Source organism: Klebsiella sp. C360 (assembly GCF_048822415.1).
Taxonomy (GTDB): Bacteria; Pseudomonadota; Gammaproteobacteria; order Enterobacterales; family Enterobacteriaceae; genus Klebsiella; species Klebsiella quasipneumoniae.
The window spans coordinates 31,045-54,718 of the sequence record NZ_JBMEZZ010000004.1 but is presented as its reverse complement, the minus strand read 5'-3'; the positions used below and the strand labels follow the sequence as shown (position 1 = coordinate 54,718).

The following is a 23,674-nucleotide window of genomic DNA, read 5'->3' as shown; positions in this document are numbered from 1 at the left end:
TAATGGGGCGCTAGACCAGACTTTTCAGACGGTAGATCCACTCCAGCGCCTGACGCGGGGTCAGGGAGTCCGGATCAAGATTCTCCAGCGCCTCAACCGCAGGCGAGGTCTCTTCCGGAGCGGCGAGCAGCGACATCTGCGTGCCGTCGACCTGGGTCGCCGCCGCGTTGGGCGAGATACTCTCCAGCTCGCGCAGTTTCTGCCGCGCGCGCTTGATCACCTCTTTCGGCACCCCGGCCAGCGCGGCGACCGCCAGGCCGTAGCTCTTGCTGGCCGCGCCATCCTGCACGCTGTGCATAAAGGCGATGGTGTCGCCATGCTCCAGCGCGTCGAGATGGACGTTGGCGACGCCTTCCATTTTCTCCGGCAGCTGAGTGAGCTCGAAGTAGTGGGTGGCGAACAGCGTCAGCGCCTTGATTTTGTTGGCGAGATTTTCCGCACAGGCCCATGCCAGCGACAGACCGTCGTAGGTGGACGTACCGCGGCCAATCTCATCCATCAGCACCAGGCTGTGTTCGGTGGCGTTGTGCAGGATATTGGCGGTTTCAGTCATCTCCACCATAAAGGTCGAGCGGCCGCTGGCCAGGTCATCCGCCGCGCCGACGCGGGTAAAGATGCGATCGATGGGGCCTATCTCCACCTTCTGCGCCGGGACGTAGCTGCCGATATAGGCCAGCAGCGCAATCAGCGCGGTCTGGCGCATATAGGTACTTTTACCGCCCATGTTCGGCCCGGTGATGATCAGCATCCGCCGCTGCGGCGCCAGCTGCAGCGGGTTGGCGATAAACGGCTCTTTCAGCACCTGCTCGACCACCGGATGGCGGCCTTCGCTGATGCGAATGCCCGGCTTATCGCTAAAGGTCGGGCAGCAGTAGTTGAGGGTTTCCGCGCGTTCCGCCAGGTTGACCAGCACGTCCAGCTCGGCCAGCGCGCTGGCGCTCGCCTGCAGGTCGGCAAGGTGCGGCAGCAGCAGGTCGAACAGTTCGTCATAAAGCTGCTTTTCCAGCGCCAGCGCTTTGCCCTTGGAGGTCAGCACCTTATCTTCGTATTCCTTCAGCTCAGGAATAATATAGCGTTCGGCATTTTTCAGCGTCTGGCGACGCACGTAGTGGATCGGCGCGAGGTGGCTCTGGCCGCGGCTGATCTGGATGTAGTAGCCGTGGACGGCGTTGTAGCCGACCTTCAGGGTGTCGAGGCCCAGCCGCTCGCGCTCGCGGATCTCCAGCTTATCGAGATAATCGGTGGCGCCATCGGCCAGCGCCCGCCACTCGTCCAGCTCTTCGCTGTAGCCTGGAGCGATGACCCCGCCGTCGCGGACCAGCACCGGCGGGGCGTCGATCACCGCGCGCTCCAGCAGTTCGCGCAGTTCGCTAAACTCGCCCATTTTTTCGCGCAATTTTTGCACCGGCTGACTGTCAACGTCAGCCAGCTGCTCGCGCAGCAGGGGCAACTGCTGCAGGGCATGACGCATGCGGGCTAAATCGCGTGGACGGGCGGTACGCAGCGCCAGACGCGCCAGAATACGTTCCAGATCGCCAACCTGGCGCAGCACCGGCTGCAGCTCGGTATAGCGCTCCTGCAGCGCGCCGATGGTCTGCTGGCGCTCCACCAGCACGGCGGTATCGCGGACCGGCATATGCAGCCAGCGCTTGAGCATCCGGCTGCCCATCGGCGTCACCGTACAGTCGAGTACCGAGGCCAGAGTGTTATCGGTGCCGCCGGCGAGATTCTGGGTGATCTCGAGGTTACGGCGGGTGGCGGCATCCATAATGATGCTGTCCTGCTGGCGCTCCATGGTGATGGAGCGAATATGCGGCAGCGAGGTGCGCTGGGTGTCTTTGACATACTGCAGCAGGCAGCCGGCGGCGCACAGGCCGCGGGGGGCGTTTTCCACGCCGAAGCCGACCAGATCGCGGGTGCCGAACTGCAGGTTAAGCTGCTGGCGCGCGGTGTCGATTTCAAATTCCCACAGCGGGCGACGGCGCAGACCGCGGCGGCCTTCGATCAGCGACGATTCGGCAAAATCTTCCGCGTACAGCAGCTCCGCCGGATTAGTACGCTGCAGCTCTGCCGCCATGGTTTCGCGGTCGGCCGGTTCGCTCAGGCGGAAGCGGCCGGAGCTGATGTCCAGCGTCGCGTAGCCAAAGCCTTTGCTGTCCTGCCAGATGGCGGCCAGCAGGTTGTCCTGACGCTCCTGCAGCAGCGCTTCATCGCTGATGGTGCCCGGCGTGACGATACGCACCACTTTACGCTCGACCGGCCCTTTGGTGGTGGCCGGGTCGCCTATCTGCTCGCAAATAGCTACCGACTCGCCCTGATTAACCAGTTTCGCAAGATAGTTTTCCACCGCGTGGTGGGGGATGCCGGCCATGGGAATGGGTTCGCCCGCGGAGGCGCCGCGTTTGGTCAGCGAGATATCGAGCAGCTGCGACGCGCGTTTCGCATCGTCATAAAACAGCTCGTAAAAATCCCCCATCCGGTAAAACAGCAGAATGTCAGGATGTTGCGCCTTCAGCTTGAGATACTGCTGCATCATCGGCGTGTGGGCGTCGAGATTGTCAATTGTGCTCATGGGGTGTTATCCAGATCCCTGATTTGAAATGGCTGCGATTTTGTTGTTTTCGTCGTTATCACATGGATGAGACATGATAACGGAGATGGGCAGGCGAGGGAAACTGACGAACGCGCGCGGCGCGATCCGGATTCCAGTTGCAGAGGGGGATGAGTCATCACAGGCCAGCATCAGGATGTGCAGTTACCGGTTCAAAAAAGCCCTAACCGATATTTCCCTGGATAAGCCTTAACGGCAGCAGTTAGCAACGATCCTTGATATACTGAAACCATCAGGTGAATGAAAAGGGAGATGCCATGAGTCACAACAAAAAAGATCAGGCCACATACGCCAGACCTTCCCGCGCTGACATCGTTCGTTCTGTTGCTACATCAACCGCGGTCGAGACAGGGCAACCCTCAGCCAGAGTTGAAGAGAGTCTTGAAGCCGCGCGCAAAAAATATGCGCATCTTCGTCTTGCCTAATCCCTTCTTAAGGCCATGCTGACCCAGTGTTTCATCGGTCGATAGTCCAGAGTCAAACCTGCATGGATAGCCGATATATACTGGGTTTTGTTTTGTTCCCAGCTTTGATAATTCAGCGGTTTATAGCCAGCCTGCACCGCCATCACATCAGCTAATAATCGTGATAAACGCCCGTTACCCTCTCTGAATGGATGGATGAGGATCAATTCAACATGTGTGACTGCGATAGCTTCTGTGAGCTGCAATTCACTCATGCCTGAACAAGGCGTATAATGAGCAAGGTGTTTCTTATCAAAATCGTTTAGCAGTTTAGCCAGCTGTGCTGAAGGGGCGAACATAAAATCGCCTTTGCTGATATTGACCGTTCTTTCCTGGCCTGCCCATGCATAGATATTGCCTAACCAGCGATAATGTCACTTTTTCAGGATGTTGACGCTGAGCAATCCGGTTGGAAAGTGTTCCTCAAAAACCGAGCGATAAAGTTGTTCCAGCAGTACCAGTTCTACGCTATCCATCTCATTTGCGTCAGCGATCCCGAGTTTATTAGCCAAAACCCGTTCACCTGAATTTTTCTCATACTGGCCTTCGCTGCCAGCAACTGTGTATCGGCTCATGGGGACCCTCAAAAGGGAACGCTGATAGATATGAAAGTATAATGCTCATCAGCTTTTGCGGTGTAATACCGAACGCGCGCGGCGCGATCCGGATTCCAGTTGCGCCGCGCGGGGGTTACGGCGCCAGATAGACCTGGGGGGCCGCGTTGTCCGGATGCTGGCCGAGGCGGACATCCGCCCCGTACCAGCGATGGATAACCGACTGTTGGATCACCTCCTGCGGCGTCCCCTGGGCGACCAGGCGGCCCTGGTGAAGCAGCAGGATGCGGTCGGCCCACAGGGCGGCGAGGTTAAGGTCATGCAGCACCACGCACACGTGCAGTTGCCCGCCGGCGGTGAGCCGTTTGAGAAAGCGCAGCAGATGCTGTTGATAGTAAAGGTCCAGCGCCGAGGTGGGCTCATCGAGAAACAGCCAGCCCTGCGGCGCGCCGTCGCGCCACAGCTGCGCCAGGCAGCGGGCGAGCTGCACCCGCTGCTGCTCGCCGCCGGAAAGGGCGGGATAGCGGCGGCCGGCAAGGTCATCGCAGCCGGTGACGGCCATTACCGCCGCCAGCTCCGCCGGGTCCGCGGTCGGGCCCCACGGCGAGCGCCCCATGGCGATGACCGTTTCCACCGTCCAGTCGGCCTGCAGGGCCGTGCGCTGTAGCATGACCGCCCGCCGGCGCGCCAGCGCCTCGGGTGACCACGCCTCCAGCGGCGTGCCCGCCAGACGGCGGGTACCGCTATCCGGGGTCAGGTACCCGGTCAGCAGCCGCAGCAGGGTGGATTTGCCCGCGCCGTTCGGCCCGATAAGCGCCATCATCTCTCCGCCGCGCAGCGCGACGGAGATGTTGTCGATAATCTGCCGCTGGCCGAGGCGAAGCGCCAGCCCCTGCGCGCAATATTCATTAGCCATGTTTGGGGTTCTCCCGACGAAAGACCAGCCACAGAAACCAGGGGGCGCCCAGCAGGCTGGTGAGCAGACCGACCGGCATCTCCGCCGGCGCCGCCACGGTACGGGCCAGGGTGTCGGCCAGCAGAAGCAGGATCGCGCCGGCCAGCAGCGAGCCGGGGATCAGCCCGCGATGGTCCGGCCCCAGCCACAGGCGCATCAGGTGCGGCACCACCAGGCCAATAAAGCCGATGACGCCGCTGATGGCCACCGCCGCTGCCACCAGCACCGCGCTGCACAGCAGCAGCCAGCGCTGCAGCGCCCGCACGTTGACCCCGAGATAGTGCGCTTCTTCATCGCCGAGCTGCAGCAAATTCAGGCGGGAGGCCATCCACCACACCGCCAGCGCCGCCGGGATGATCAGGGTCGCAGCCACCAACAGGGTCGGCCACTCGGCCTGGCCCAGACTGCCCATGCCCCACAGCGACAGCTGTCGCAGCTGGGCGTCGTTACTCAGCCAGGCCAGCACGCCGACCAGCGCCCCGCACAGCGCGTTGATGGCGATCCCCACCAGCAGCAGGCGCGACAGCGACCCCTCCTCCGCCCGGCTGAGGATAAAAATCACCACCATCACCGCCAGGCTGCCGATAAACGCCGCCAGCATCGGCATATACAGAGCGATCAGCCCCGTTGCGGAGAGCGGGAGCACCAGCCAGCTGGCCACCGCCAGCGCGGCGCCGCTGCTGATGCCCAGCAGGCCCGGGTCGGCAAGCGGGTTGCGAAACAACCCCTGCATCACGCAGCCGGAGAGGGCCAGCGCCGCGCCTACCAGCAGGGCCAGCAGCACCCGCGGCAGACGGATGGTCAGCCAGATGTGGCGCAGCATCTCATCCCCGGCGGGCAGCAGGCTGGCCAGCGGCAAACGCATCGCGCCAAGGGTGGTGGCGAACAGCGTCAGCAGGACCAGCAGCAGCGTCATCAACAGCAAACGGCGGGCGAGGGCAGGGCGCATCAGGGCAGATGCTCCGCTTTTTCACGCAGCGCGATAATCGCCTGCGGGGTGCGCGGCCCGAAGCCGAGCAGGGCCATATCGTCGATCGTCAGCAGCTGCTTATGACGCCCCGCCGGGGTCTGCGCCAGGCCGGGCAGTCTCCACAGCCCGGCTTCGCCGCCCATCCCTTTGAGACCATCGGCGGAGATCACCACCAGATCCGCCTGGCTGGCGGCCACCCCCTCCTGCGACATCGCCCGATAGTGGTCGAAGCCCTGCATCGCGTTCTGCAGCCCGGCGGCGCGAATGGCGCCATCGGCCGCGGTGCGTTGCCCGGCTACCAGGGTATTCATTCCGCCGTGGCTGAGAATAAACAGCACCCGCTTAGCAACCGGCTGCGTTGGAATGGCGGCGATCTGTTGCTGAAGCTGCTGGCGCAGCGCGTCGCCCGCCGGGGTTTTGCCTAACGCTTCGGCAATGACGGCCACTTTGCTATCGATCGCGGCCAGGCTTTCGCCGCCCGGCACGTTAACCACCTTCACGCCGCTCGCCTGCACCTTGTGTAAGACCAGCGAGGGCTGCGCCTGGGCGCTCGCTAGCACCAGCTGCGGACGTAATGCGAGGATCCCCTCGGCGTTCAGCTGCCGCAGGTAGCCGACATCCGGCAGCTTTTGCGCCGCCGGGGGCCAGCTGCTGGTGCTGTCCCGGGCGACCAGGCTCTGTTGCGCGCCAAGGGCATAGACGATCTCAGTGACATCGCCGCCGAGGGTGACGAGCCGCTCCACGGCGGCGTGGCTCAGCAGCGGGAAGGCGATGAGAAGCAGTAACCAGCGCATCATGCGGGCAGTCCTTCGCGGGTCAGACGATCCACCTGCTGGCGCCATTGCGCCTGCTCGGGGTGGCCCTCGCTGCGCTGGCCATAGAGCTGGGCGATCTGGGTGCCGTCTTTGGCGAACAGCTCGACGCTGGTGACGTGTCCGTCTGAGGTCGGCTTGCGGGTCACCCACACTTCATCGAGGCTCTCTTCACGCAGATGCAGGGTAAAGGTGGTATTGAAGATATTCAGCCAGCCGCGCATCGGCGCCAGCTTTTCCAGGGCGCCGGTGAAGATCTGCACGCAGCCGCGATTGCCGACGAAGATCATGATTTCATTGCCCTCCTGGCGCACCGTCTCCAGTAACGCTGGCAGCGCATGGCGATCAACGCGGCAGGCGAGGTCGTCGCTCACCAGGCGGAAGGCCTGCTGGCGGAAAAGCTGATATTTACGCAGCAGACCGAAGAACTGGTGTACGTCGGTCATCGCGCGCCAGTCGTTCTCCAGGGCGGCGCCGTCGGCGCTCTCGGCATATTTCACCGGCTCCAGCGGGCGCAGGGCCAGCGGCGCCGGGGCCGCCACCCGATGTTCCGCGATCAGGGTGTCCCAGGCCGCCATGTCGGTCTGCGTGGTCGCATAGACTTTCAGCAGCGCATCGCCGTGGTGGTCGAAAAACTGAATGCTCTGTCGACCGTTATCGTTCAGATGGAAGGCGCTGGCCCACTGGCTGAGGAACAGACGCAGGTCGAGCGCGCGCGGGTTGAGCACCAGCCCGGCGTGGCCGCTGAGGTGCTGGTGCGTGAACTGGCCGACCTGCTCATGCACGGCATACTCGTTGCGACAGATGCATTTGGTTTCACCGACGCGCTCAAGGGCGGCAATCAGCGCCCGGGCGTCATCGATCAGGCGCACGGCATCGTGACCGAGGCGGGCGGCGGTCAGCTCGGCTTCGCTGATCCCCATTTCCGCGGCGATATCGCGGGCATATTTCGCGGTGCTGGACGCTTTGGTGGCCTGGTAGCGCTGCCACAGATCGGGGTGGGCATTGGGCATAATCATATCCTTCTCAATGTTCAATATCCCCGGCCGGCGGGCCGGGGCAGGTGAGTTGTTATTCGGGCAATCAGAAGTCGACGTTGACCCCAAGCTGCCAGGTGCGGCCCGGCATCACCGCCAGCGCTTTATCATTGGCGTCCTGGTTGGTGCCGGTCTCGATATTGCGGCTGCTCAGGTAATCCCAGTATTTACGATCGGTGAGGTTGTAGACCCCGCCATTGAGGCGCACGTTTTTCGCCACCTGCCAGTACGCGGTCCAGTCCAGCATGCCGTAGCCCGGCACGCGCATATAGTCGTTGCTGGCATCGGCGATGGCGGACCCGCTATTGCTGTAGCTTTCGCGGTTGGTGGCGGTCGCCTGTTTCCCCTTGACGAAGGTCGCCGTCAGGGCGGTGCCGTAGCGTTTCGCCGGATCGTCCCACGCCACGCCGACGATAGCTTTCATCGGCGCTACGCTGTCGAGGTCGACGTATTTATCGCCGCTGTAGCTGGATTTCGATTTCCCTTCGCTATAGCCGAAGGCGAGGGTGGCGCTCAGGCCGTTCACCTGCTCAAACCAGGTGCCAAAGTTAAATTTGGTGCTGATCTCACCGCCGTAGATATAGGCCTTATCGCGGTTTTCCGCCTGATAAATGGTGTAGATGTTCGACGGCACATTCGTGAACTGGCCCGGATTATTCGCCCGGGTATAGCGGGTATAGGCGATAAAGTTCTTATAGCTGTTGTAGAACAGCGCTGTGCGCAGGGTGATGCCTTCGGTAACTTCCCCCTTCAGCCCCCACTCGAGATTATCGCTGGTTTCCGTCTTCAGATCGGTATTGCCGATCAGGGCATACTGCTGGCTGCCGGCGTAGCTGGACCCAAGGTTCCAGGATCCATACAGCTGGCTGGCGTTGGGGAACTGCGCGCCGCGCTGGTACTGCAGGTAGGTCATCAGGCGCGGGGTGAGGTCGTACTGGAAGGTCAACGACGGCAGAACCTGGGTATCGCTGTTTTTACCGTACAGATTCGCCACCGACGATTCGGTCAGCGCGCTGCTGTTGGCGGCAAGGTCGGACAGATTTTCCGGCTTCGTCGATTGATGCACCACGCGCACGCCGGGAATGATGGCGAAGTTGTGGCTATCAAGGTCGAAGTTGATCTTATCCTGGACGAAGCCGCCGAGAGTGTAGCTGCGGCTGTCCGCCTCCGGCTGCATGATCTCGCTGTAAACGCTGGGGATCGGCGACTGGCTGAACGGCCGCTGGGTTTTGCTGGTGCTGGCGTTGAAGCCGGCGCTCAGATCGTGGCGGCCCAGGGTTTTCGCCAGCGCGGTCTGCAGGCCCCAGGTGTCGGTGTCGTAGTTGGAGTTCACCGTCTGCATTCTGCGGGTGACGCTATCCGGCATATACGTCCAGTCATGGGCTTCGGTATGCTGGTAATAGATTTTACTGGAGACGCTGTCGAGGTAGTCATTCATCGGCGTCCAGTCATCCTTCAGGCTCAGGCCCCAGCGTCGGGTCTGGCTGGTCTGGTTGGCGGTGCCGATGGTGCTGTTGCCGCTGGAATCCCAGGTATCGTAGTGGGTGTGGTTGGTTTTGTGGTAATAGTCGAAGGTGCTGGTTAGCTTGTGCTCGTCGTTGGGCTGCCAGATCCCGGAGGCCAGAAAGGCATCGGAGTGCCAGTTCGCCGGGTAGGCGTCGACGGTGTCGCTGTTATTTTCGGTTTCCTGGCCGTCGCGGCGGCTGTAGACCAAAATGCCGCGCAGGAACTCATCGCCGCCGGCGACGGTCACCCCGTTGTGCCAGCTGCGATCCGCGGAGTCGTAGCCGCTGCGATAGCCGAAGGCGCTGGTTTTGCCCGGGCGCAGGTAATCATCCGCCGATTTCGGGCGGAAGGAGACATTCCCTCCGATGGCGCTGTTGGCCGTTTCCGTCGAGGTGGCGCCGGACTGGATATCCACGCTGCCGTACATATACGGGTCGATATAATCGCGGCCGATGCCGAAGGTATTGAGCCCCGAGCGGCCGACGTAGCCGCGGCCGGTGGCGTTGGGCTGGGCGATACCGTCCACGTCGATACCGACGCGGTTGCTCTCCATGCCGCGAATGTTGTAGCCGGTGTAGCCCCCGCGGTCGAAGCCGCTTTTGCCGTTGCCGGAGCCGCCGCTGGCCCCGGTGGCGCTGATGAGCGGTTCATAGCGCATGATCGAGCCGAAATCGTTAGCGCCTTTGTCCTCCAGCTCCCGGGCGCTGATGCTGTGCTCGTTACCGGCTTTTTGCGCCGGCGCGGGAGCGGTGACGGTCATTTGTTCCGAGGTGTCATCCACCGCCTCGCCGCCGATGGCGGAAGTGCCTGCTGCGACGGCAGAAGTTTGATAAATTGCTGCAAGCAAAGAGGTCACCAGCAGGCGTTTTTTACACCCTGCTGCTGACGGAGTCGATTTGTACATAGTCGCCACGCCTTGATCGTTATTAGTATCGGCTCACGCGTTACTTCCAGAGTTGCAGGTTGCTCCGTCTTTTCCGTTGCGGATAGGGTCTTACTCCATTTATTGATTGCGAATGGTAATGATAGGTATTATCGTTTGCAACAAAATATTCATGTATTCCTCATTTAAACTGCACTTTGTTTACACTGTGCCCTTTCAGCCTGAGCGAGATGACGATGAATTCAAAAGCGGCTATCACCATCACCTATTGTTCCCAGTGCAACTGGATGCTGCGCGCCAGCTGGATGGCGCAGGAGCTGTTACACACCTTCAGCACCGATATCGCCTCGGTGACGCTGGTGCCGGGCACCGGCGGGATCTTCACTATCGATATCGACGGCCAGCAGATCTGGGAGCGCAAGCAGGATGGCGGCTTTCCGGATGCGGCAGAGCTGAAACGCCGGGTGCGCGATGTCTGCTTCCCGGAAAAAGCATTGGGGCATGTTGATAAACCCGCTAACCCGACCTAATCGTTAGGAAAGCGGCTGCGTGGCCCGTTTAAAAGGTGTATTATTCATGCATCTTTGTGTGGGGAGGAAAGTTGACGGTGGGCAAACGCATCGAACGTGAAAAGCAGACGATCGGTCGGATGATTGGGCTTTATCAGCGCCGCTGTCCGGATGCCCGCGACGACGGCGAGCACTATCAGGCGCTGAACGCCTACGCCGACAAGCGGCTTGATAAGTGCGTGTTTGGCGACAATAAACCGGCCTGCAAGCAGTGTCCGGTACACTGCTATCAGCCGGCGAAGCGCGAAGAGATGAAGCAGATTATGCGCTGGGCCGGGCCACGAATGCTCTGGCGCCACCCGATCCTGACCCTTCGCCATCTGCTGGATGACAGGCGGCCGGTGCCGCCGGTGCCGGAAAAATATCGACCGAAAAAATAGCGGCCTTTCCCCGGCCTGGGCTGCGCGCAGCCGGGGGGCAAGCGCAGCCCCGGTAAGGCGTTAGCCGCCACCGGGGATGGGTGATGAAGCCTTCTGTTTCTGACTATCCCGGATCGTGCTTGTCACAAAGGCGACCACAAACAGCGCGGTGAACAGCACCACGATAGTCGGCGCCGGCGCGCTATCGAGATAAAACGCCAGCCACACCCCTCCCGCCGAGCAGCAGACCGCTACCGCCACCGCCAGCAGCAGGGCGTGGATAAAGCGCCGTACCAGCAGGAGCGCAATCGCCCCGGGGGCAATCAGCAGCGAAATCGACAGAATAATCCCTACCGACTGCAGCGTCGCGACGATGGTCAGGGCGATCATGCACAGCATGCCGTAGTGCAGCAGTCCGCCGCGCAGGCCGCTGGCTTTGGCCTGCGTCGGATCGAAGGCGTGCAGCAAAAAATCCCGCCATTTCAGCCCGATAATCAGCGCAATCACCAGCGCGATAGCCGCCGTTTGTCCAATATCGCTGAGGGAGATCCCCAGCATGTCGCCGAACAGAATATGGTCGAGATGGACGTCGGACTGGATCGCTACGTACAGCACCAGCCCGGCGCCAAACATGCCGGAGAAGACAATCCCCATGATGGTATCGCGTTTGAGGCGGCTGTTATCGTCGAGAAACCCGGTCGTCACGGCGCAGAGCAGCCCGGCGATAAATGCGCCGATGGCGAAGGGGATGCCGATAATGTAGGCCAGCACCACGCCGGGAAAGACCGCGTGGCTCATGGCGTCGCCCATCAGCGCCCAGCCTTTGAGCACCAGAAAGACTGACAGCAGCGCGCAGGGCACGGCAACGACCATCGATACTGTTATCGCGTTGACCATAAAAGGAAACTGGAACGGGGCCAGGATCAGATTCAGCATGCGGCCTCCCCGGCGCGGCGGCGGTTGGCCAACAGGCCATGCTTCGGCGCGAAGATAAAGGTGATGAGGAACAGCAGCGTTTGCGCCACCACGATAATGCCGCCGGTGGCGCCGTCGAGGTAGTAACTGAGCCAGGCGCCGAAGAAGCTGGTCAGGCTGCCGATGGCGACGGCGATGGCCAGCAGGCGCGGGAAGCGGTCGGTTAACAGCCAGGCGGTGGCGCCGGGGGTGACCACCAGGCAGATAACCAGAAAGGCGCCGACGGTCTGCAGCGCCGCTACGGTGCAGGCCGCCAGCAGGGTAAAGAACAGCAGCTTCAGGCCGCGGGTGTTCAGACCAATCGAGCGGGCGTGGTGCTCATCGAAGAAGGTCACCATCAGATCTTTCCACTTCAACAGCAGGATCGCCATCGAGATAAAGCCGATCGCCGCCAGCTGGATAATATCCTCCGGGGCGATGGCCAGAATATTGCCGAGGATAATGGTCTGGATATTCACCGACGTCGGGTTCAGCGACACCATAAACAGCCCGATCCCGAAGAAGGAGGAGAAGATCAGGCCGATAATCGCATCCTCTTTCAGCCGCGACCGCTGCTGCAAAAACAGCATACTGCCCGCCGCCAGGCCGCCGGAGAGAAACGCGCCGAGGGCAAACGGCAGGCCGAGCATATAGGCCCCGGCGACGCCGGGCACAATCGAGTGGGAAAGGGCGTCGCCAATCAGCGACCAGCCCTTCAGCATCAGGTAGCAGGAGAGAAAGGCGCAGACGCCGCCCACCAGCGCCGCCACCCACATCGCATTGAGCATATAGTGATAGCCAAACGGCTCCAGCAGCCAGCTCATCGTGGGCCTCCCGTCGCGCGCCGGCTGATAAACGGCCGCTCGTCATCGGTGATAATCTGCGCTTCCGCACCGGTGAGCGCGACGTGGCGCAGTACGCCGCTGAAAGCCCGCTCCAGATTCTCGGCGGTGAAGGTGGTTTCTGTCGGGCCGCTGGCCAGCACGGTGCCTTTTACCATCACCGTGTAATCGCAAAATTCACTTACGGACCCGAGATTATGGGTGGAGACCAGCATGGTACAGCCCTCATCGCGGAGCTCGCGCAGCAGGCTGATGATCCGCGCTTCGGTCTGCACATCGACGCCGGTAAAAGGCTCATCCAGCAGGATCACCTGGCCCTGCTGAGCGATGGCGCGGGCAAGGAAGACGCGTTTTTTCTGCCCGCCGGAGAGCTCGCCAATTTGCCGATGGCGGTACTCGCTCATGCCCACGCGGGCCAGCGCGGCATCGACAATCTCGCGATCGCGCGGCTTTGCCCGCCGCAGCCAGCCCATATGGCCGTAGCGGCCCATCATCACCACATCCTCCACCAGCACCGGGAAGGACCAGTCCACCTCTTCCGACTGCGGGACATAGGCGACCAGGTTCTGGCGCAGCGCGCGGTTGACCGGCTGGCCGAGGATGGCGATCTCGCCGTGACCGACGCGCACAAAGCCCATCAGCGCTTTAAACAGTGTGGATTTACCCGAGCCGTTAACCCCCACCAGCGCGGCAATAGAGCCGCGCGGTACGCTGAACGAGGCGTCGCGCAGGGCGGTGTGGCCGTTGCGCCAGGTGACGGTGAGCTGGTCGACATACAGACCCGCTTGCGCAGTATTCATGGCTGTTTCCTCATCCCGTCCTGGATACCGTTGACGATGGTTTCGGTGGTGACGCGCAGCAGGTCGAGCCAGGTCGGCACCGGGCCGTCGGCGGCGCTCAGCGAATCGACATACAGCACGCCGCCGTAGTGGGCGCCGGCTTCGCGCGCCACCTGACGCGCCGGTTTATCGGAGATGGTGCTTTCGCTGAAGATGGTCGGGATCTGTTCTTTCTTCATGGTGTCGATAACCTTGCGCACCTGTTGCGGAGTGCCCTGCTGGTCGGCGTTAATCGGCCACAGATACAGTTCGCGCAGGCCATAGTCGCGGGCCAGATAGGAGAAGGCTCCCTCGCTGGTGACCAGCCAGCGCTTATCCGCCGGCAGCTGCGCCAGTCTGGCCTGCAGCGGCGCCATCGTCTGACGGATCTTCTCTTTATAGGCCTCGGCGTTGCGGCGATAGGTGTCGGCGTGAGGCGGATCGTATTTCACCAGCGCATCGCGAATATTATCGACATAGATCAGGGCGTTATCTGCCGACATCCAGGCATGGGGATTGGGCTTTCCGCTATAGGGGCCTGCGCTGATGCCCATCGGCTGGATCCCCTCGCTGACCACCACCTCCGGGACGCCCTGCAGGTGCTGATAAAAGCGGGCAAACCACCGTTCGAGATTGAGACCGTTGCTGAGGATCAGCTGCGCCCCCTGCGCGCGTTTGATATCGCCGGGGGTAGGCTGGTAGTCGTGGATCTCGGCGCCCGGTTTGGTGATGGAGCTGACGACGGCGGCATCGCCGGCCACGTTCTGCGCCATATCGGCGATAACCGTGAAGGTGGTGATAACCCTGAATTTCTCCTGCGCCGAGGCCGGTGCCGCGGCCAGCAGGGCCAGCGCGCTGGCCAGCAGCAATGATTTCAGCGGTGTCAGGTGCAGCATAGGATCCCTCGCAATGATGTGGTTAATTTCCCAGCGTTTATAGCCATTGCTATGTTATATAGCACAAGCTATTTATAAATGAAAATAATTCTTATTTGCATGCGTGGGTAATAATGAGCCGGGAAACGAAAGCGATAAGAAAGTGGAGAGATAAGGCTGGCCCGGCGCGAACCGGGCGAAGATCAAGAGATATCGGCGACCGACTGGCGCGGGATCAGGCGGCCAGCCAGCGAGCGGCCCTCGGCGGTGAAGGTTGGCCGGTCGTCAATCAGGCTGCGGATACGCTGAATACAGTTATCCAGCAGCGCCTCCAGTGGCCAGGAGATGCAGGTCAGCGGTGGGTAGAGCAGCGAGGCGAGCGGGGAATCCTCAAGGCTCAGCAGGGAGACCTCCTGCGGGACGGCGATGGTGAATTCGCGCAGCAGGCGCATTGCCTCAGCCGCGTAGCGGTCACGTTTAACGATAATGACTGAGTATTTACTGAAGCTGTTAATTAAGGTCAGCAGCGCCTGTTCGACATCATCGTTGGCCGTCAGCACCAGCTGGCGGTTAAAAGGAATGGAGTAGTTCTGCAGAACGTTGCGGTAGCCTTCCATCATCTGGCGGCTGGCATCGTCGCTATCGCTGTCCACCAGCAGGGCGATGTTGCGGTGTCCCTTGCCAATCACATAGCGGCAGGCACTTTCAGTGGCGAAGGCGAAGTCATAGCCCTGGCTGTTGCTCCCGGCGACGCCGAAACGGTCAAAGGCGATAACGTTGCGCGGCGCGTCGGCAGCAACGGCGCCCAGCACCACCACCGCCACGCACTGGCGCTGCAGATCGTCGATCGCCGCCGCCTGCTCTACCGGATCGCTGACATACTGGACCAGCAGGCTTTTATTCAGCCCTTTCAGCGCCTGCGAGAGGAGCGGCAGCAGACGCGCGCCGTTGCTCTCGTCCTGCGCGGAAATCACCAGACCAACGTGGCTGGATGTCTGACTGGCGAGGTTTTGCGCGGCAAAGCTCGGGCGATAGTTGAGTTCTTCAACGGCCCGCAGCACAGCTTCCCGGCTCTCTTCGCGCACGCCCCGGGTGCCGGTCAGCACGCGGGAAACCGTCGCTCTTGAGACATTCGCTAATCTTGAAACATCATCAATCGTTGGCATGGCTTTTTCTGTCTGGACATTTTCGCCTAGCTTAACATACCTGCTGAAAAAAGTGTCTACCATGGCCCGTCCACGGCGCCGGGCAGACGGGGCAGCCAGGCCGCGCCGCGCACGCCGCTGGCGTCGCCGAAACGGGCCGGTTTGATCTGCGTGCGGCAGCTGTCGGAGAAGATCCACGGCACGATAGCGGCAGGCAGATCGCGATAGATCTGACTGACGTTGGACAAACCGCCGCCCAGCACAATCACCTGCGGGTCGAGAATGTTGATCACCGACGCCAGGCTACGGGCAAAGGCGTCGATAAAGTGTCGCCAGTGGGCCAGCGCGCGCGGATCGCCGTTTTGCGCCGCGGCGACAATGGCTTCCGCACGCGCTTGTTCCCCATAGCGGCGGGCGAAGCCGGTGCCGGAAATAAAGCTTTCGATGCAGTTCGTTTTGCCGCAGTAGCAGGGCTGCGGCGGGCCATCACGCTCAGGAGTATAGCCCGGCAGTGGATTATGTCCCCACTCCCCGGCGATAGCGTTGGGGCCGCTGAGCAGCTGTTGATGAACGGCGATCCCGCCACCGCAGCCGGTACCGATAATCACCCCGAAGACAGTGGTAGCCCCGGCGCCAGCGCCATCCACCGCCTCCGAAAGGGTGAAACAGTCGGCATCGTTTGCCATCCACACCGGCTGGCCAAGCTGCTGCATGATATCCCGGCGCAGATCGTGGCCGTTGAGCACCAGGCAGTTGCAGTTTTTAATGCGTCCGCTTTGCGGATCGATAGCCCCGGGCAGGCCTATCCCCAGGGTGAACGGCTGCGGGCTGACCGTGCGCATATCGGCAATCAGAGTCAGCAGCTGACGCATAAAGGCGTCATAGCTATCTTTGTGGGTCGGCCGACGCAGGCGCTGGACGCATTCGCCTGCGGGGTCCAGCAGTACGGCCTCCATTTTGGTGCCGCCAATATCTATTCCAAGATGTAACATAGTGACCTCGGGGAATCAGACCCGGCCAGCGCGTCTGGCCGGGCAAGGCGCTAGGCGTGAAGCGGTTGCGCGCGGTAAATCGCAATCAGTTCGGCAATCAGCTCTTTCGCCAGAATGGAGGTCATCAGGTGATCCTGAGCATGGACCATCACCAGCGTCATTTTGGTTTTTCCCTCGCCTTCGTCAGCTTCGATAAGCTGGGTCTGCACAAGGTGAGCTTCGCGAGAATAGTGCGCCGCCTCTTGCATTTTGGCGTCGGCGGTGGCGAAATCACCCGCTTTAGCGGCGTGCAGCGCTTCGTAACACAGGCTACGGGACTGGCCGGCGTTGATGATGATCCCCATCACCTGTTCTTCTAATTCCATGATTATCCTCTGAATCGTTAGCGTTAAGCGGTTTGCGCCGCGTTATCAGCCTGGCCGACGGCGTTTTCACGCTCCTGGGCCAGCAGCTGTTTTTCGTAAGCTTTGAGAAATGGCAGGTACATCACCATGGCGGTGGCCATACAAATGAGGCACAGAATCACCGGGCTAAAACTCCAGTTCGCCGCCCACGAGGCGCCGATAGGGGCCGGCGTCGTCCACGGCGTCATCGACACTACGCGGCTGACCAGGTCCAGCTTCAGCGCAAAGTACGCCAGGGTCGCGTTGACCATCGGCACCAGCACGAACGGCAGGAAAAACAGTGGGTTCATGATGATCGGCGCGCCGAAGAGGATCGGTTCGTTAATATTGAATACCCCCGGCACAACCCCCATCCGGCCAATCGTCCGCAGATGCACGGCCTTGCTGCGCAGCAGCATCAGCGCCAGCGGCAGGGTGGAGCCGACGCCGCCGATCAGCAGATAGTGATCCCAGAAGCCCTGGACATAGATGTGCGGGATAGCGGTACCTGCCGCCATGGCCGCCTGATTGACCGACAGGTTGGCCATCCAGAACGGGTTCATGATCCCGGTGACGATCAGCGCGCCGTGGATCCCGGCGAACCACAGCACCTGACAGACCAGCACTGACAACAGAATGGCCGGCAGCGTATCGGAAGCCGCGACCAGCGGTTTGACCAGCGACATGATCGCTTCCGGAATGATCATCCCCAGCTGAGCCTCGATAAACAGGTTCAGCGGATGCAGCGTCAGAATGATCGCCAGCACCGGGATCAGGATCTCGAACGAGCGCGCCACCCCGGCAGGCACTTCCGGCGGCAGGCGAATGGTGATGTTATGCCGCTTGAGGAAGGCGTACAGCTCGGTGGAATAGATGGCCACCAGAATGGCGGTGAAGATCCCCTGACCGGAGAAGTAGGCAGTAGAGATCTGGCCATCTTTCAGCGGTGCGGCTACCAGCAGAAACGACATCAGCGACAGCATCCCGGCGGTCAGCGAGTCCAGGTGATGGTGCTTGGCGAGGCTGGCGGCGATCCCGACGGCAATGAACAGGGTCATCACCCCCATGCTGAAGTTGAACGGCAGCATCAGCGCATCGCGATGATCGAGCGAAAATTGCAGCCAGGCGCGGGCAAAGCCCCACGTCGTATCCGGAGAAAACGGCGGAAAGATAAATACCAGCAAAAACGAGCCGACGATCATAAAGGGCAGGGCGGTAATAAAACCGTCGCGGATCGAGGTGACGTATTTTTGCTGGCCGATCGCCCCCGCCATAGGCGTGATCTGCCGTTCGATCACATCGATCAGTTTAGCGTACAGAGAGCTCATGTTCTTTCCTTAGTTCTTGTTTTCAATGAGGGAAAGGGCGAAATCGAGGACTGCAGCGCCTTTTTGCATGCCGTAGTCCATCATATTGATGGGTTCAACGCGGATACCGTATTTATCCGCCTGTTTTTGCAGATCCTGTTGCATGTATTTCACCTGCGGCCCCAGCAGCACCACCTGGTAATGGCCGACCTGTTCGGCGAACTCCGCTACGCCATAGGCGTTGATCTCTACCGGCAGGCCCCGCTGTTCGGCTTCGGCAATCATTTTTTTCATCAGCAGGCTGGTGGACATGCCTGCCGAACAACACAACATAATTTTTTTCATAAGTACCGCTCCTGATGAGGTTGGATGTGCGGACTATAGTCAAAACGGATGCATTACGGAAAGCGCTTTCCGTTTGTGGATTTATTAATTGTGACCATGATCACCTATGGCAGGCTTTCACTTTCCGGTGTTGTGGGCGATCATCCCGGCGAGACAACCATTCGCAAAGGTAGGAGTATGAACATTCAGTTAATGAATGTGGCCGTGGACATCATCGAGCAGCGGCTGGCGCCGCTGGCGAATGTTCTGACGCGCAACAACCACATTACGGCGATGCGCGATAGCTTTGCGCTGGCGATGCCCTTTGTGATTGTTGGCAGCCTGTTGGTTCCCATTTTGTTTCCGCCCGTTTCCATCGACGGCGCCTCGCGTTTCGGCCAGGTCTATTTGCTGCTGCGGCCTATCCTGCTGCCGACCTTTCAGCTAACCATTGGCCTGGTGGCGCTGATTGTCGCCTTCGGCGCCAGCGCCAGTCTCGCCAAGCAGTACCGTCTGCCGGAACGGCTCTGCGGTTTAACCGGGTGTCTGGCTTTTCTGCTGTTTATCGGCTTTCGCGAGACTGCGGTGAGCAACGTTTATCTCGGCGGTATGGGGATATTTACCGCCCTGATATCCAGTACCTATTCCATTGAGATAATTCGTTTTTTCTACAAAAAAGGTTGGTGTATCCGCCTGCCTGATGAAGTGCCGCTGATGACTCGCAATGGCTTTCAACTGCTGATACCGCTGCTGGTGGTGATGCTGTCGATAAGCGTGATGAATGCCATACTGCTGCAGACCACCGGACGCATCGTACCGGAGTTGATCAGCGAAGCGGTGCGGCCGCTGGTGCTGGCGTCCGACACGCTGATGGCGGTACTTATCTCTTTATTTATCTGTAACTTACTCTGGTTTATCGGTATCCACGGCGCGCTGATCATCACCGGGATCATGAACCCCTTCTGGATGACCTATCTGTTTGAAAATCAGCAGGCGCTGGCGGCGGGTTCGCCAACGCTGCCGCATATTTATCTGCAGGGGTTCTGGGATTTTTACCTGCTGATCGGCGGTATTGGCTCCACTTTGCCGCTGGTGCTGATGGCGATGCGCAGCCGCTCGCGGCAGCTGAAAAGCGTGGCAAAAATTGGCCTGCTGCCGTCGCTGTTTAATATCAACGAGCCAATACTGTTTGGTTTTCCGGTAATCATGAACCCGGTTTTTTTACTGCCGTTTCTCTTTGTTCCTCTCATAAATGCCTGTATCGCATGGTATTTAACTCAGCTGGGTATCCTCGATCGCGCGGTGGCGATGCTACCCTGGTCGATGCCTTCCCCGCTGGGGGCAGCATGGTCGGCGAACGGCAGCTGGAAAAATTTGTGCATGAGCCTGTTCGCGATGTTTAACGCCTGGATGCTCTATCGCCCCTTCTTCAAAGTGTACGAACGCCAGCTCGCGGAAACCGAACGCTGACCCCCTCGCCGTCGGCGGTATATCCCCCGGCGGCATTCATTTACCTGCTCGTCCTTCCGCTCTGCTGCCGGCTCCCGGCGGCATTCTTGTTGTTTTGTGTGATCAGTCTCACGAATATATTCGCCGCAGAGCGAATTTTGTGAACCAGATAGGCAATTATGGAAAGCGCTTTCCATTAATGGATGTACATTTCCGTTTTTGATCCGTAAATTTCCCCTCCGTTATCGGTTCGTGTTAACAAACATAACGTGGGAAAAAAATAATGATAAAGCTGAAACATTCAATACCTCTGGCTCTCCTCTCGCTGGCAGGGGCCAGCAGCCTGGCCTGCGCCGATCCGAAGTATGATTTTGCGCTGCATGGCTATATCCGCTCCGGGATCCTGGCGAACTCCGATGGCAACCGCGCGGACTCCGTCGGCCTGATGCCGGACGGCAAGTGGCGACTGGGCAACGAAGAAGACACCAAGATCGAACTGATCCCCACCGTGACGCTGACGGCGGACAGCGGCGTGGTGGCGAAAGTGCAGGCCAACCTCACTCACCAGTCGAAATGCACCTCCGACTGGAACTGTCAGGATGACGATGGCCATGACGTACAGTTTCGTGAAGGGTTCGCCGAGCTGAGCAATCTGGATTTTGCGCCGGAGATGACCTTCTGGGCCGGTAAGCGCTACAGCAGCTCCAACACCTCCAGCCATCAGTTCGACTGGGAGTACATTCAGTACAACGGCACCGGCGGCGGCTTCGACAACATGGATCTCGGCTTCGCCCGCTTCGACGCCGGGGTCTACGCCTTTTCACCCACCGATGAAACCAAAGCCTACCCGGTGGATAAGGGAGATCAGGGCTACCCGGATGACTACTCTCTCAACCTGTGGCTGAAAAAGATCGCCGGGACAGGCTTCGATCTGGAGCTGATCGGCCACCACATGAACCGTAATGAAAAGCATCCGACTTCCGCCGAGAAAGGCTATGGCGTGACCGGTATTTATAACTTTGACGGTTTCTATGGCCTCACTGGTGGCTATTCCCGCCTCGCGTTGCAGTACGGCAAAGGGCTGGCGGCGGGCGACTCGCTGGGTAAAAACGGCTGGGGCTGGGCCAATCTGGAAAACACCCAGTCCTGGCGGGTGGTGCTGGATAGCGTGGCCTCGATGGGCGATCTGGAGATCTCCACCTTCGCTTTCTGGCAGAAGGATAAAAACTACCGCTGGTGGACGGAAGATGACCATGGCTGGGGACGTTCGATGTGGGTCGCCGGTATCCGCCCTTATCATCAGATCACCCGCAACTTTGCCATGCAGTACGAGCTGGGCTACGAATACCTGGATGATAAAAACTACAAAGGGGTCAATGGCAAAGGCAAAGGCGGCCTGACCAAAGTCACCGTTGCGCCAACCCTGACCTTTGACTCCGGCTTCTGGGCGCGCCCGCAGCTGCGCTTCTTCGTCACCTACGCGAAGTGGGATAAAGGCGTCTCCGATGCGCTGGACGGCAACTACAACTGGGATACCAATACCATCACCGCCGGCGGGTATTCCCGCAGTGGCTCTACCGACACCGTTAACTTCGGCGTACAGGCCGAGGTCTGGTTCTAAGGAGAGACAACGATGAAGCCGATGAAAAACCTGCTGCTGATGGGGCTGCTGTCCGCGCTGGGGGCCGGCGGGGCGCTGGCCGCCGAGCGCTCGCACTTTACGCACTTTATCACTCGCGACGGCGCCACCCTCAAGGACGGCGACAAGGTGTTTCGTTTCGCCGGGATCCACGCGCCGGAGCTGCACCGCATTGAAGACGACGCCCGCGGCCCCTGCAGAGCAGACCCGCGCGGCTGGGGACAATACTTTAAATGGCCAACGGCGCAGGAGCAGCAAAACTGGATCCAGGCGATGGTGCAAACCGGGGCGAAAGCCCAGCGCGTCTACGTGCTGTCGGTGCAGCAGGAATTTGATAAAGCCTGCGGGCGCGAGACCCATATTCTGGCGCCGGAAACGGCGGACGGCATGCCGCGGCTGAATGAGAAAGCCATGCGGGTGTATGACAACATGATTGCCGAAGCGGATAAACAGGGATTGCGTCTGATCCTGCCGTTTATCGACCACTGGTGGTGGTGGGGCGGGCGCGAGCAGCTGGCGGCGTTCTATCATGAACAAGCGGAAGACTTTTATCGGACCGATAGCAAGACCTTCAAAGCCTATCTGGATGTGATCCGCCAGGTTATCACCCGGACAAATACCGTCACCGGTCGCGCCTACTATGATGAAAAGGCGATCATGGCCTGGGAAACCGGTAACGAGCTGGAGGATACCAACGCCGATTTCCTGCATCAGACCGCGGCGTGGATTAAAAAGTGGGCCCCTCACCAGTTAGTGGTGGATGGTACCTATAAGAAAATCAATTCCTTTGCGCTGACCGACCCCAATGTGGATATCGTCAGCAATCACTATTACACCAATGCCGATAATAACCATCCCGGGCAGGTCACGCAGGATCTGCGCGCCGTCGGCGGGCAAAAAGTCTATCTCGTCGGCGAGTTTGGCCTGCTTCCGGCGGATCAACTGGACGCCATTATGCAGTCGATTGTTCACAGCGACGTCAACGGGGCGCAAGCCGCCGGCGGGCTTGTCTGGGGCTTCCGTGGCCATCGTCACGACGGCGGCTTCTACTGGCATAAGGAGTCGACCGGGCACTACAGCTACCACCTGCCGGGGTTTGCCAAAGAAGGCGAAGCGAACCAGGAGCAGGCGGTGGTCGATCTGGTGCGCACGGCCGCGGCGCAGATGGCCGGACAGCAGACGATGGCGCCGCTGCCGAAGCCGGACGCGCCTTTGCTGCGCGAGACCACCTCGCCCTTTGCGATCAACTGGATGGGAGCCGCGGTGGGACGCAGCTACGATGTCGAACGCGCTGGCTCGCCGACCGGGCCGTGGACGGTGGTGGGCCGGGATATCTCCGATGGCGTTAACGAATGGAATCCGGAAACCATGGTTCTGTTCCGCGACGATTATCGTCAGCTCCAGCTCGGGCATACGTACTACTACCGGGTGACGGCGAAAAACGAGAGTGGTCGTTCTGCCCCTTCCAATGTGATTAGCGTGCAGCATAGCGAGGAGAATCAGCCGCCGGTTATCACGCTGGAACAGGCCCTAAACACCACGCAGGACCAGGGTGTCGAGCTTACGGCCAGCTGGCAGGACGATGGCCTGCCGTCGCGAGAGGTTAAGGTGGGCTGGCAGCACGCCGGTGAGGGACACGTGCATTTCTGCCATGCCGATCGGGCTCAAACCCGGGCCTGGTTTACGGCGCCAGGCACCTATGCGCTGACGTTCACGGCGGATGATGGGCTGCTGAAAAGCAGCAAAACCGTGACCGTGACGGTGGGCGAGGCAACGGGGAAAGCGCCGGCGGATTTCTGTCGTTATCACGGCAAAGTCTATGGCGTGGCTGAGGGGCGGCTGACGGTAATGAAGAGTGATAAAGACGCGCTGGCAGTTGGCGAGGACGGTTTCCTCGGCCCATTTGCCAGCGAGGGGGATAAGATCAGCTGGCAGGTGCAGGCGCCGTGGAGCGGTCAGTTCCAGCTCAACGTAACCTTCAACGGCAAATGGGGCGGCAAGCAGAACTCCTTTGTCGTCAACGGGGGCGCTCCGCAGGCCGTGGCCTTCCCGCAGACGGATGAGCAGGGCCAGCAGCTGCGGATACCGGTGACGCTTAACGCGGGGACTAATCAGATTGACTTCGGCCGCTTCGCCGGCGACTGGGGCTATATGTTCATTAAATCGATCGAAGTGGTCGCGGAGTAGTACGTTCAGGCTGCGCCAGACGGGCGCAGCCTTTTTTCG

The 23,674-nt window shown here is 60.4% G+C and carries 21 protein-coding genes and 1 pseudogene; 6 read left to right on the top strand and 16 right to left on the bottom strand.

The window, feature by feature from the left end; genetic code table 11:
* Positions 1-10 precede the first annotated feature (10 nt).
* Positions 11-2,572 (bottom strand): DNA mismatch repair protein MutS, encoded by a 2,562-nt coding sequence (gene mutS, locus ACOI7D_RS12155; protein ID WP_023290813.1) that lies wholly within the window; start codon positions 2,570-2,572, stop codon positions 11-13.
* Positions 2,573-2,868: 296 nt separating this feature from the next.
* Here mutS and ACOI7D_RS12150 point away from each other — a divergent pair, with 296 nt between their 5' ends.
* Positions 2,869-3,036, top strand: a complete 168-nt coding sequence (locus ACOI7D_RS12150) for a hypothetical protein (protein WP_162838135.1) — start codon at positions 2,869-2,871, stop codon at positions 3,034-3,036.
* Here the strand turns inward: ACOI7D_RS12150 and ACOI7D_RS12145 are convergent.
* From ACOI7D_RS12145 to ACOI7D_RS12120, 6 genes and pseudogenes are all read right to left on the bottom strand, one after another.
* Positions 3,033-3,650 (bottom strand): annotated as a pseudogene (locus ACOI7D_RS12145) (Fic/DOC family protein). The gene ACOI7D_RS12150 and the pseudogene ACOI7D_RS12145 overlap by 4 nt on opposite strands.
* Before the next feature lie 115 nt (positions 3,651-3,765).
* Positions 3,766-4,545 carry a heme ABC transporter ATP-binding protein gene (locus ACOI7D_RS12140; protein WP_109547004.1) on the bottom strand — a complete coding sequence of 260 codons (780 nt, stop codon included), beginning with the start codon at positions 4,543-4,545 and terminating at the stop codon, positions 3,766-3,768.
* The gene (locus ACOI7D_RS12135; protein WP_049014492.1) at positions 4,538-5,533 is read right to left on the bottom strand and encodes a FecCD family ABC transporter permease; all 996 of its coding nucleotides are present in this window, start codon (positions 5,531-5,533) and stop codon (positions 4,538-4,540) included. The genes ACOI7D_RS12140 and ACOI7D_RS12135 overlap by 8 nt, the downstream gene beginning before the upstream one ends.
* Positions 5,533-6,351, bottom strand: a complete 819-nt coding sequence (locus ACOI7D_RS12130) for a heme/hemin ABC transporter substrate-binding protein (protein ID WP_060591942.1) — start codon at positions 6,349-6,351, stop codon at positions 5,533-5,535. The genes ACOI7D_RS12135 and ACOI7D_RS12130 overlap by 1 nt, the downstream gene beginning before the upstream one ends.
* Positions 6,348-7,379, bottom strand: coding sequence for a hemin-degrading factor (locus tag ACOI7D_RS12125; protein ID WP_109547005.1), 1,032 nt, complete (start codon positions 7,377-7,379; stop codon positions 6,348-6,350). Before ACOI7D_RS12125 ends, ACOI7D_RS12130 begins: the two co-directional genes overlap by 4 nt.
* Before the next feature lie 70 nt (positions 7,380-7,449).
* Positions 7,450-9,813, bottom strand: a complete 2,364-nt coding sequence (locus ACOI7D_RS12120) for a TonB-dependent receptor domain-containing protein (RefSeq protein ID WP_060591938.1) — start codon at positions 9,811-9,813, stop codon at positions 7,450-7,452.
* A 215-nt stretch (positions 9,814-10,028) separates the two neighbouring features.
* Between ACOI7D_RS12120 and ACOI7D_RS12115 the strand changes: the two genes are divergently transcribed.
* Together ACOI7D_RS12115 and ACOI7D_RS12110 are read left to right on the top strand one after the other, a co-directional pair.
* On the top strand, positions 10,029-10,322 hold the full coding sequence (locus ACOI7D_RS12115; RefSeq protein WP_004205627.1) for a SelT/SelW/SelH family protein: 294 nt from the start codon (positions 10,029-10,031) through the stop codon (positions 10,320-10,322).
* Between the two features lie 77 nt (positions 10,323-10,399).
* Positions 10,400-10,741 carry a nitrous oxide-stimulated promoter family protein gene (locus ACOI7D_RS12110; protein WP_072199164.1) on the top strand — a complete coding sequence of 114 codons (342 nt, stop codon included), beginning with the start codon at positions 10,400-10,402 and terminating at the stop codon, positions 10,739-10,741.
* A 60-nt stretch (positions 10,742-10,801) separates the two neighbouring features.
* Here the strand turns inward: ACOI7D_RS12110 and ACOI7D_RS12105 are convergent, their stop codons facing one another.
* The 9 genes from ACOI7D_RS12105 to ACOI7D_RS12065 all read right to left on the bottom strand — a co-directional run bounded on the left by ACOI7D_RS12105 (position 10,802) and on the right by ACOI7D_RS12065 (position 18,381).
* Positions 10,802-11,656: a metal ABC transporter permease gene (locus ACOI7D_RS12105; protein ID WP_048298117.1), complete on the bottom strand. Its 855-nt coding sequence runs from the start codon at positions 11,654-11,656 to the stop codon at positions 10,802-10,804.
* The gene (gene sitC, locus ACOI7D_RS12100) at positions 11,650-12,498 is read right to left on the bottom strand and encodes an iron/manganese ABC transporter permease subunit SitC (RefSeq protein ID WP_023290804.1); all 849 of its coding nucleotides are present in this window, start codon (positions 12,496-12,498) and stop codon (positions 11,650-11,652) included. The genes ACOI7D_RS12105 and sitC overlap by 7 nt, the downstream gene beginning before the upstream one ends.
* Entirely contained in the window at positions 12,495-13,316 is an 822-nt protein-coding gene (locus tag ACOI7D_RS12095) for a manganese/iron ABC transporter ATP-binding protein (RefSeq protein ID WP_109547006.1), read from the bottom strand. Before ACOI7D_RS12095 ends, sitC begins: the two co-directional genes overlap by 4 nt.
* Positions 13,313-14,230: a metal ABC transporter substrate-binding protein gene (locus tag ACOI7D_RS12090; protein ID WP_044524511.1), complete on the bottom strand. Its 918-nt coding sequence runs from the start codon at positions 14,228-14,230 to the stop codon at positions 13,313-13,315. The genes ACOI7D_RS12095 and ACOI7D_RS12090 overlap by 4 nt, the downstream gene beginning before the upstream one ends.
* Positions 14,231-14,412: 182 nt before the next feature.
* Positions 14,413-15,375, bottom strand: coding sequence for a LacI family DNA-binding transcriptional regulator (locus ACOI7D_RS12085; protein WP_048298115.1), 963 nt, complete (start codon positions 15,373-15,375; stop codon positions 14,413-14,415).
* Between the two features lie 56 nt (positions 15,376-15,431).
* Positions 15,432-16,346, bottom strand: a complete 915-nt coding sequence (locus tag ACOI7D_RS12080) for an ROK family protein (protein ID WP_109547007.1) — start codon at positions 16,344-16,346, stop codon at positions 15,432-15,434.
* Positions 16,347-16,396: 50 nt separating this feature from the next.
* Positions 16,397-16,711 (bottom strand): PTS lactose/cellobiose transporter subunit IIA, encoded by a 315-nt coding sequence (locus ACOI7D_RS12075; protein ID WP_002914983.1) that lies wholly within the window; start codon positions 16,709-16,711, stop codon positions 16,397-16,399.
* Positions 16,712-16,734: 23 nt separating this feature from the next.
* Entirely contained in the window at positions 16,735-18,057 is a 1,323-nt protein-coding gene (locus ACOI7D_RS12070) for a PTS cellobiose transporter subunit IIC (RefSeq protein ID WP_002914981.1), read from the bottom strand.
* Positions 18,058-18,066: 9 nt separating this feature from the next.
* Complete coding sequence (locus ACOI7D_RS12065; RefSeq protein ID WP_002914979.1) at positions 18,067-18,381, bottom strand: PTS sugar transporter subunit IIB; 315 nt, start codon at positions 18,379-18,381, stop codon at positions 18,067-18,069.
* A gap of 177 nt (positions 18,382-18,558) precedes the next feature.
* Between ACOI7D_RS12065 and ACOI7D_RS12060 the strand changes: the two genes are divergently transcribed.
* The 3 genes from ACOI7D_RS12060 to ACOI7D_RS12050 all read left to right on the top strand — a co-directional run bounded on the left by ACOI7D_RS12060 (position 18,559) and on the right by ACOI7D_RS12050 (position 23,635).
* On the top strand, positions 18,559-19,830 hold the full coding sequence (locus ACOI7D_RS12060; RefSeq protein WP_004151052.1) for a PTS sugar transporter subunit IIC: 1,272 nt from the start codon (positions 18,559-18,561) through the stop codon (positions 19,828-19,830).
* A gap of 262 nt (positions 19,831-20,092) precedes the next feature.
* The gene (locus ACOI7D_RS12055; RefSeq protein WP_085551570.1) at positions 20,093-21,430 is read left to right on the top strand and encodes a maltoporin; all 1,338 of its coding nucleotides are present in this window, start codon (positions 20,093-20,095) and stop codon (positions 21,428-21,430) included.
* A gap of 12 nt (positions 21,431-21,442) precedes the next feature.
* Positions 21,443-23,635 (top strand): CBM35 domain-containing protein, encoded by a 2,193-nt coding sequence (locus ACOI7D_RS12050; protein WP_117140780.1) that lies wholly within the window; start codon positions 21,443-21,445, stop codon positions 23,633-23,635.
* The last annotated feature ends 39 nt before the right edge of the window (positions 23,636-23,674 follow it).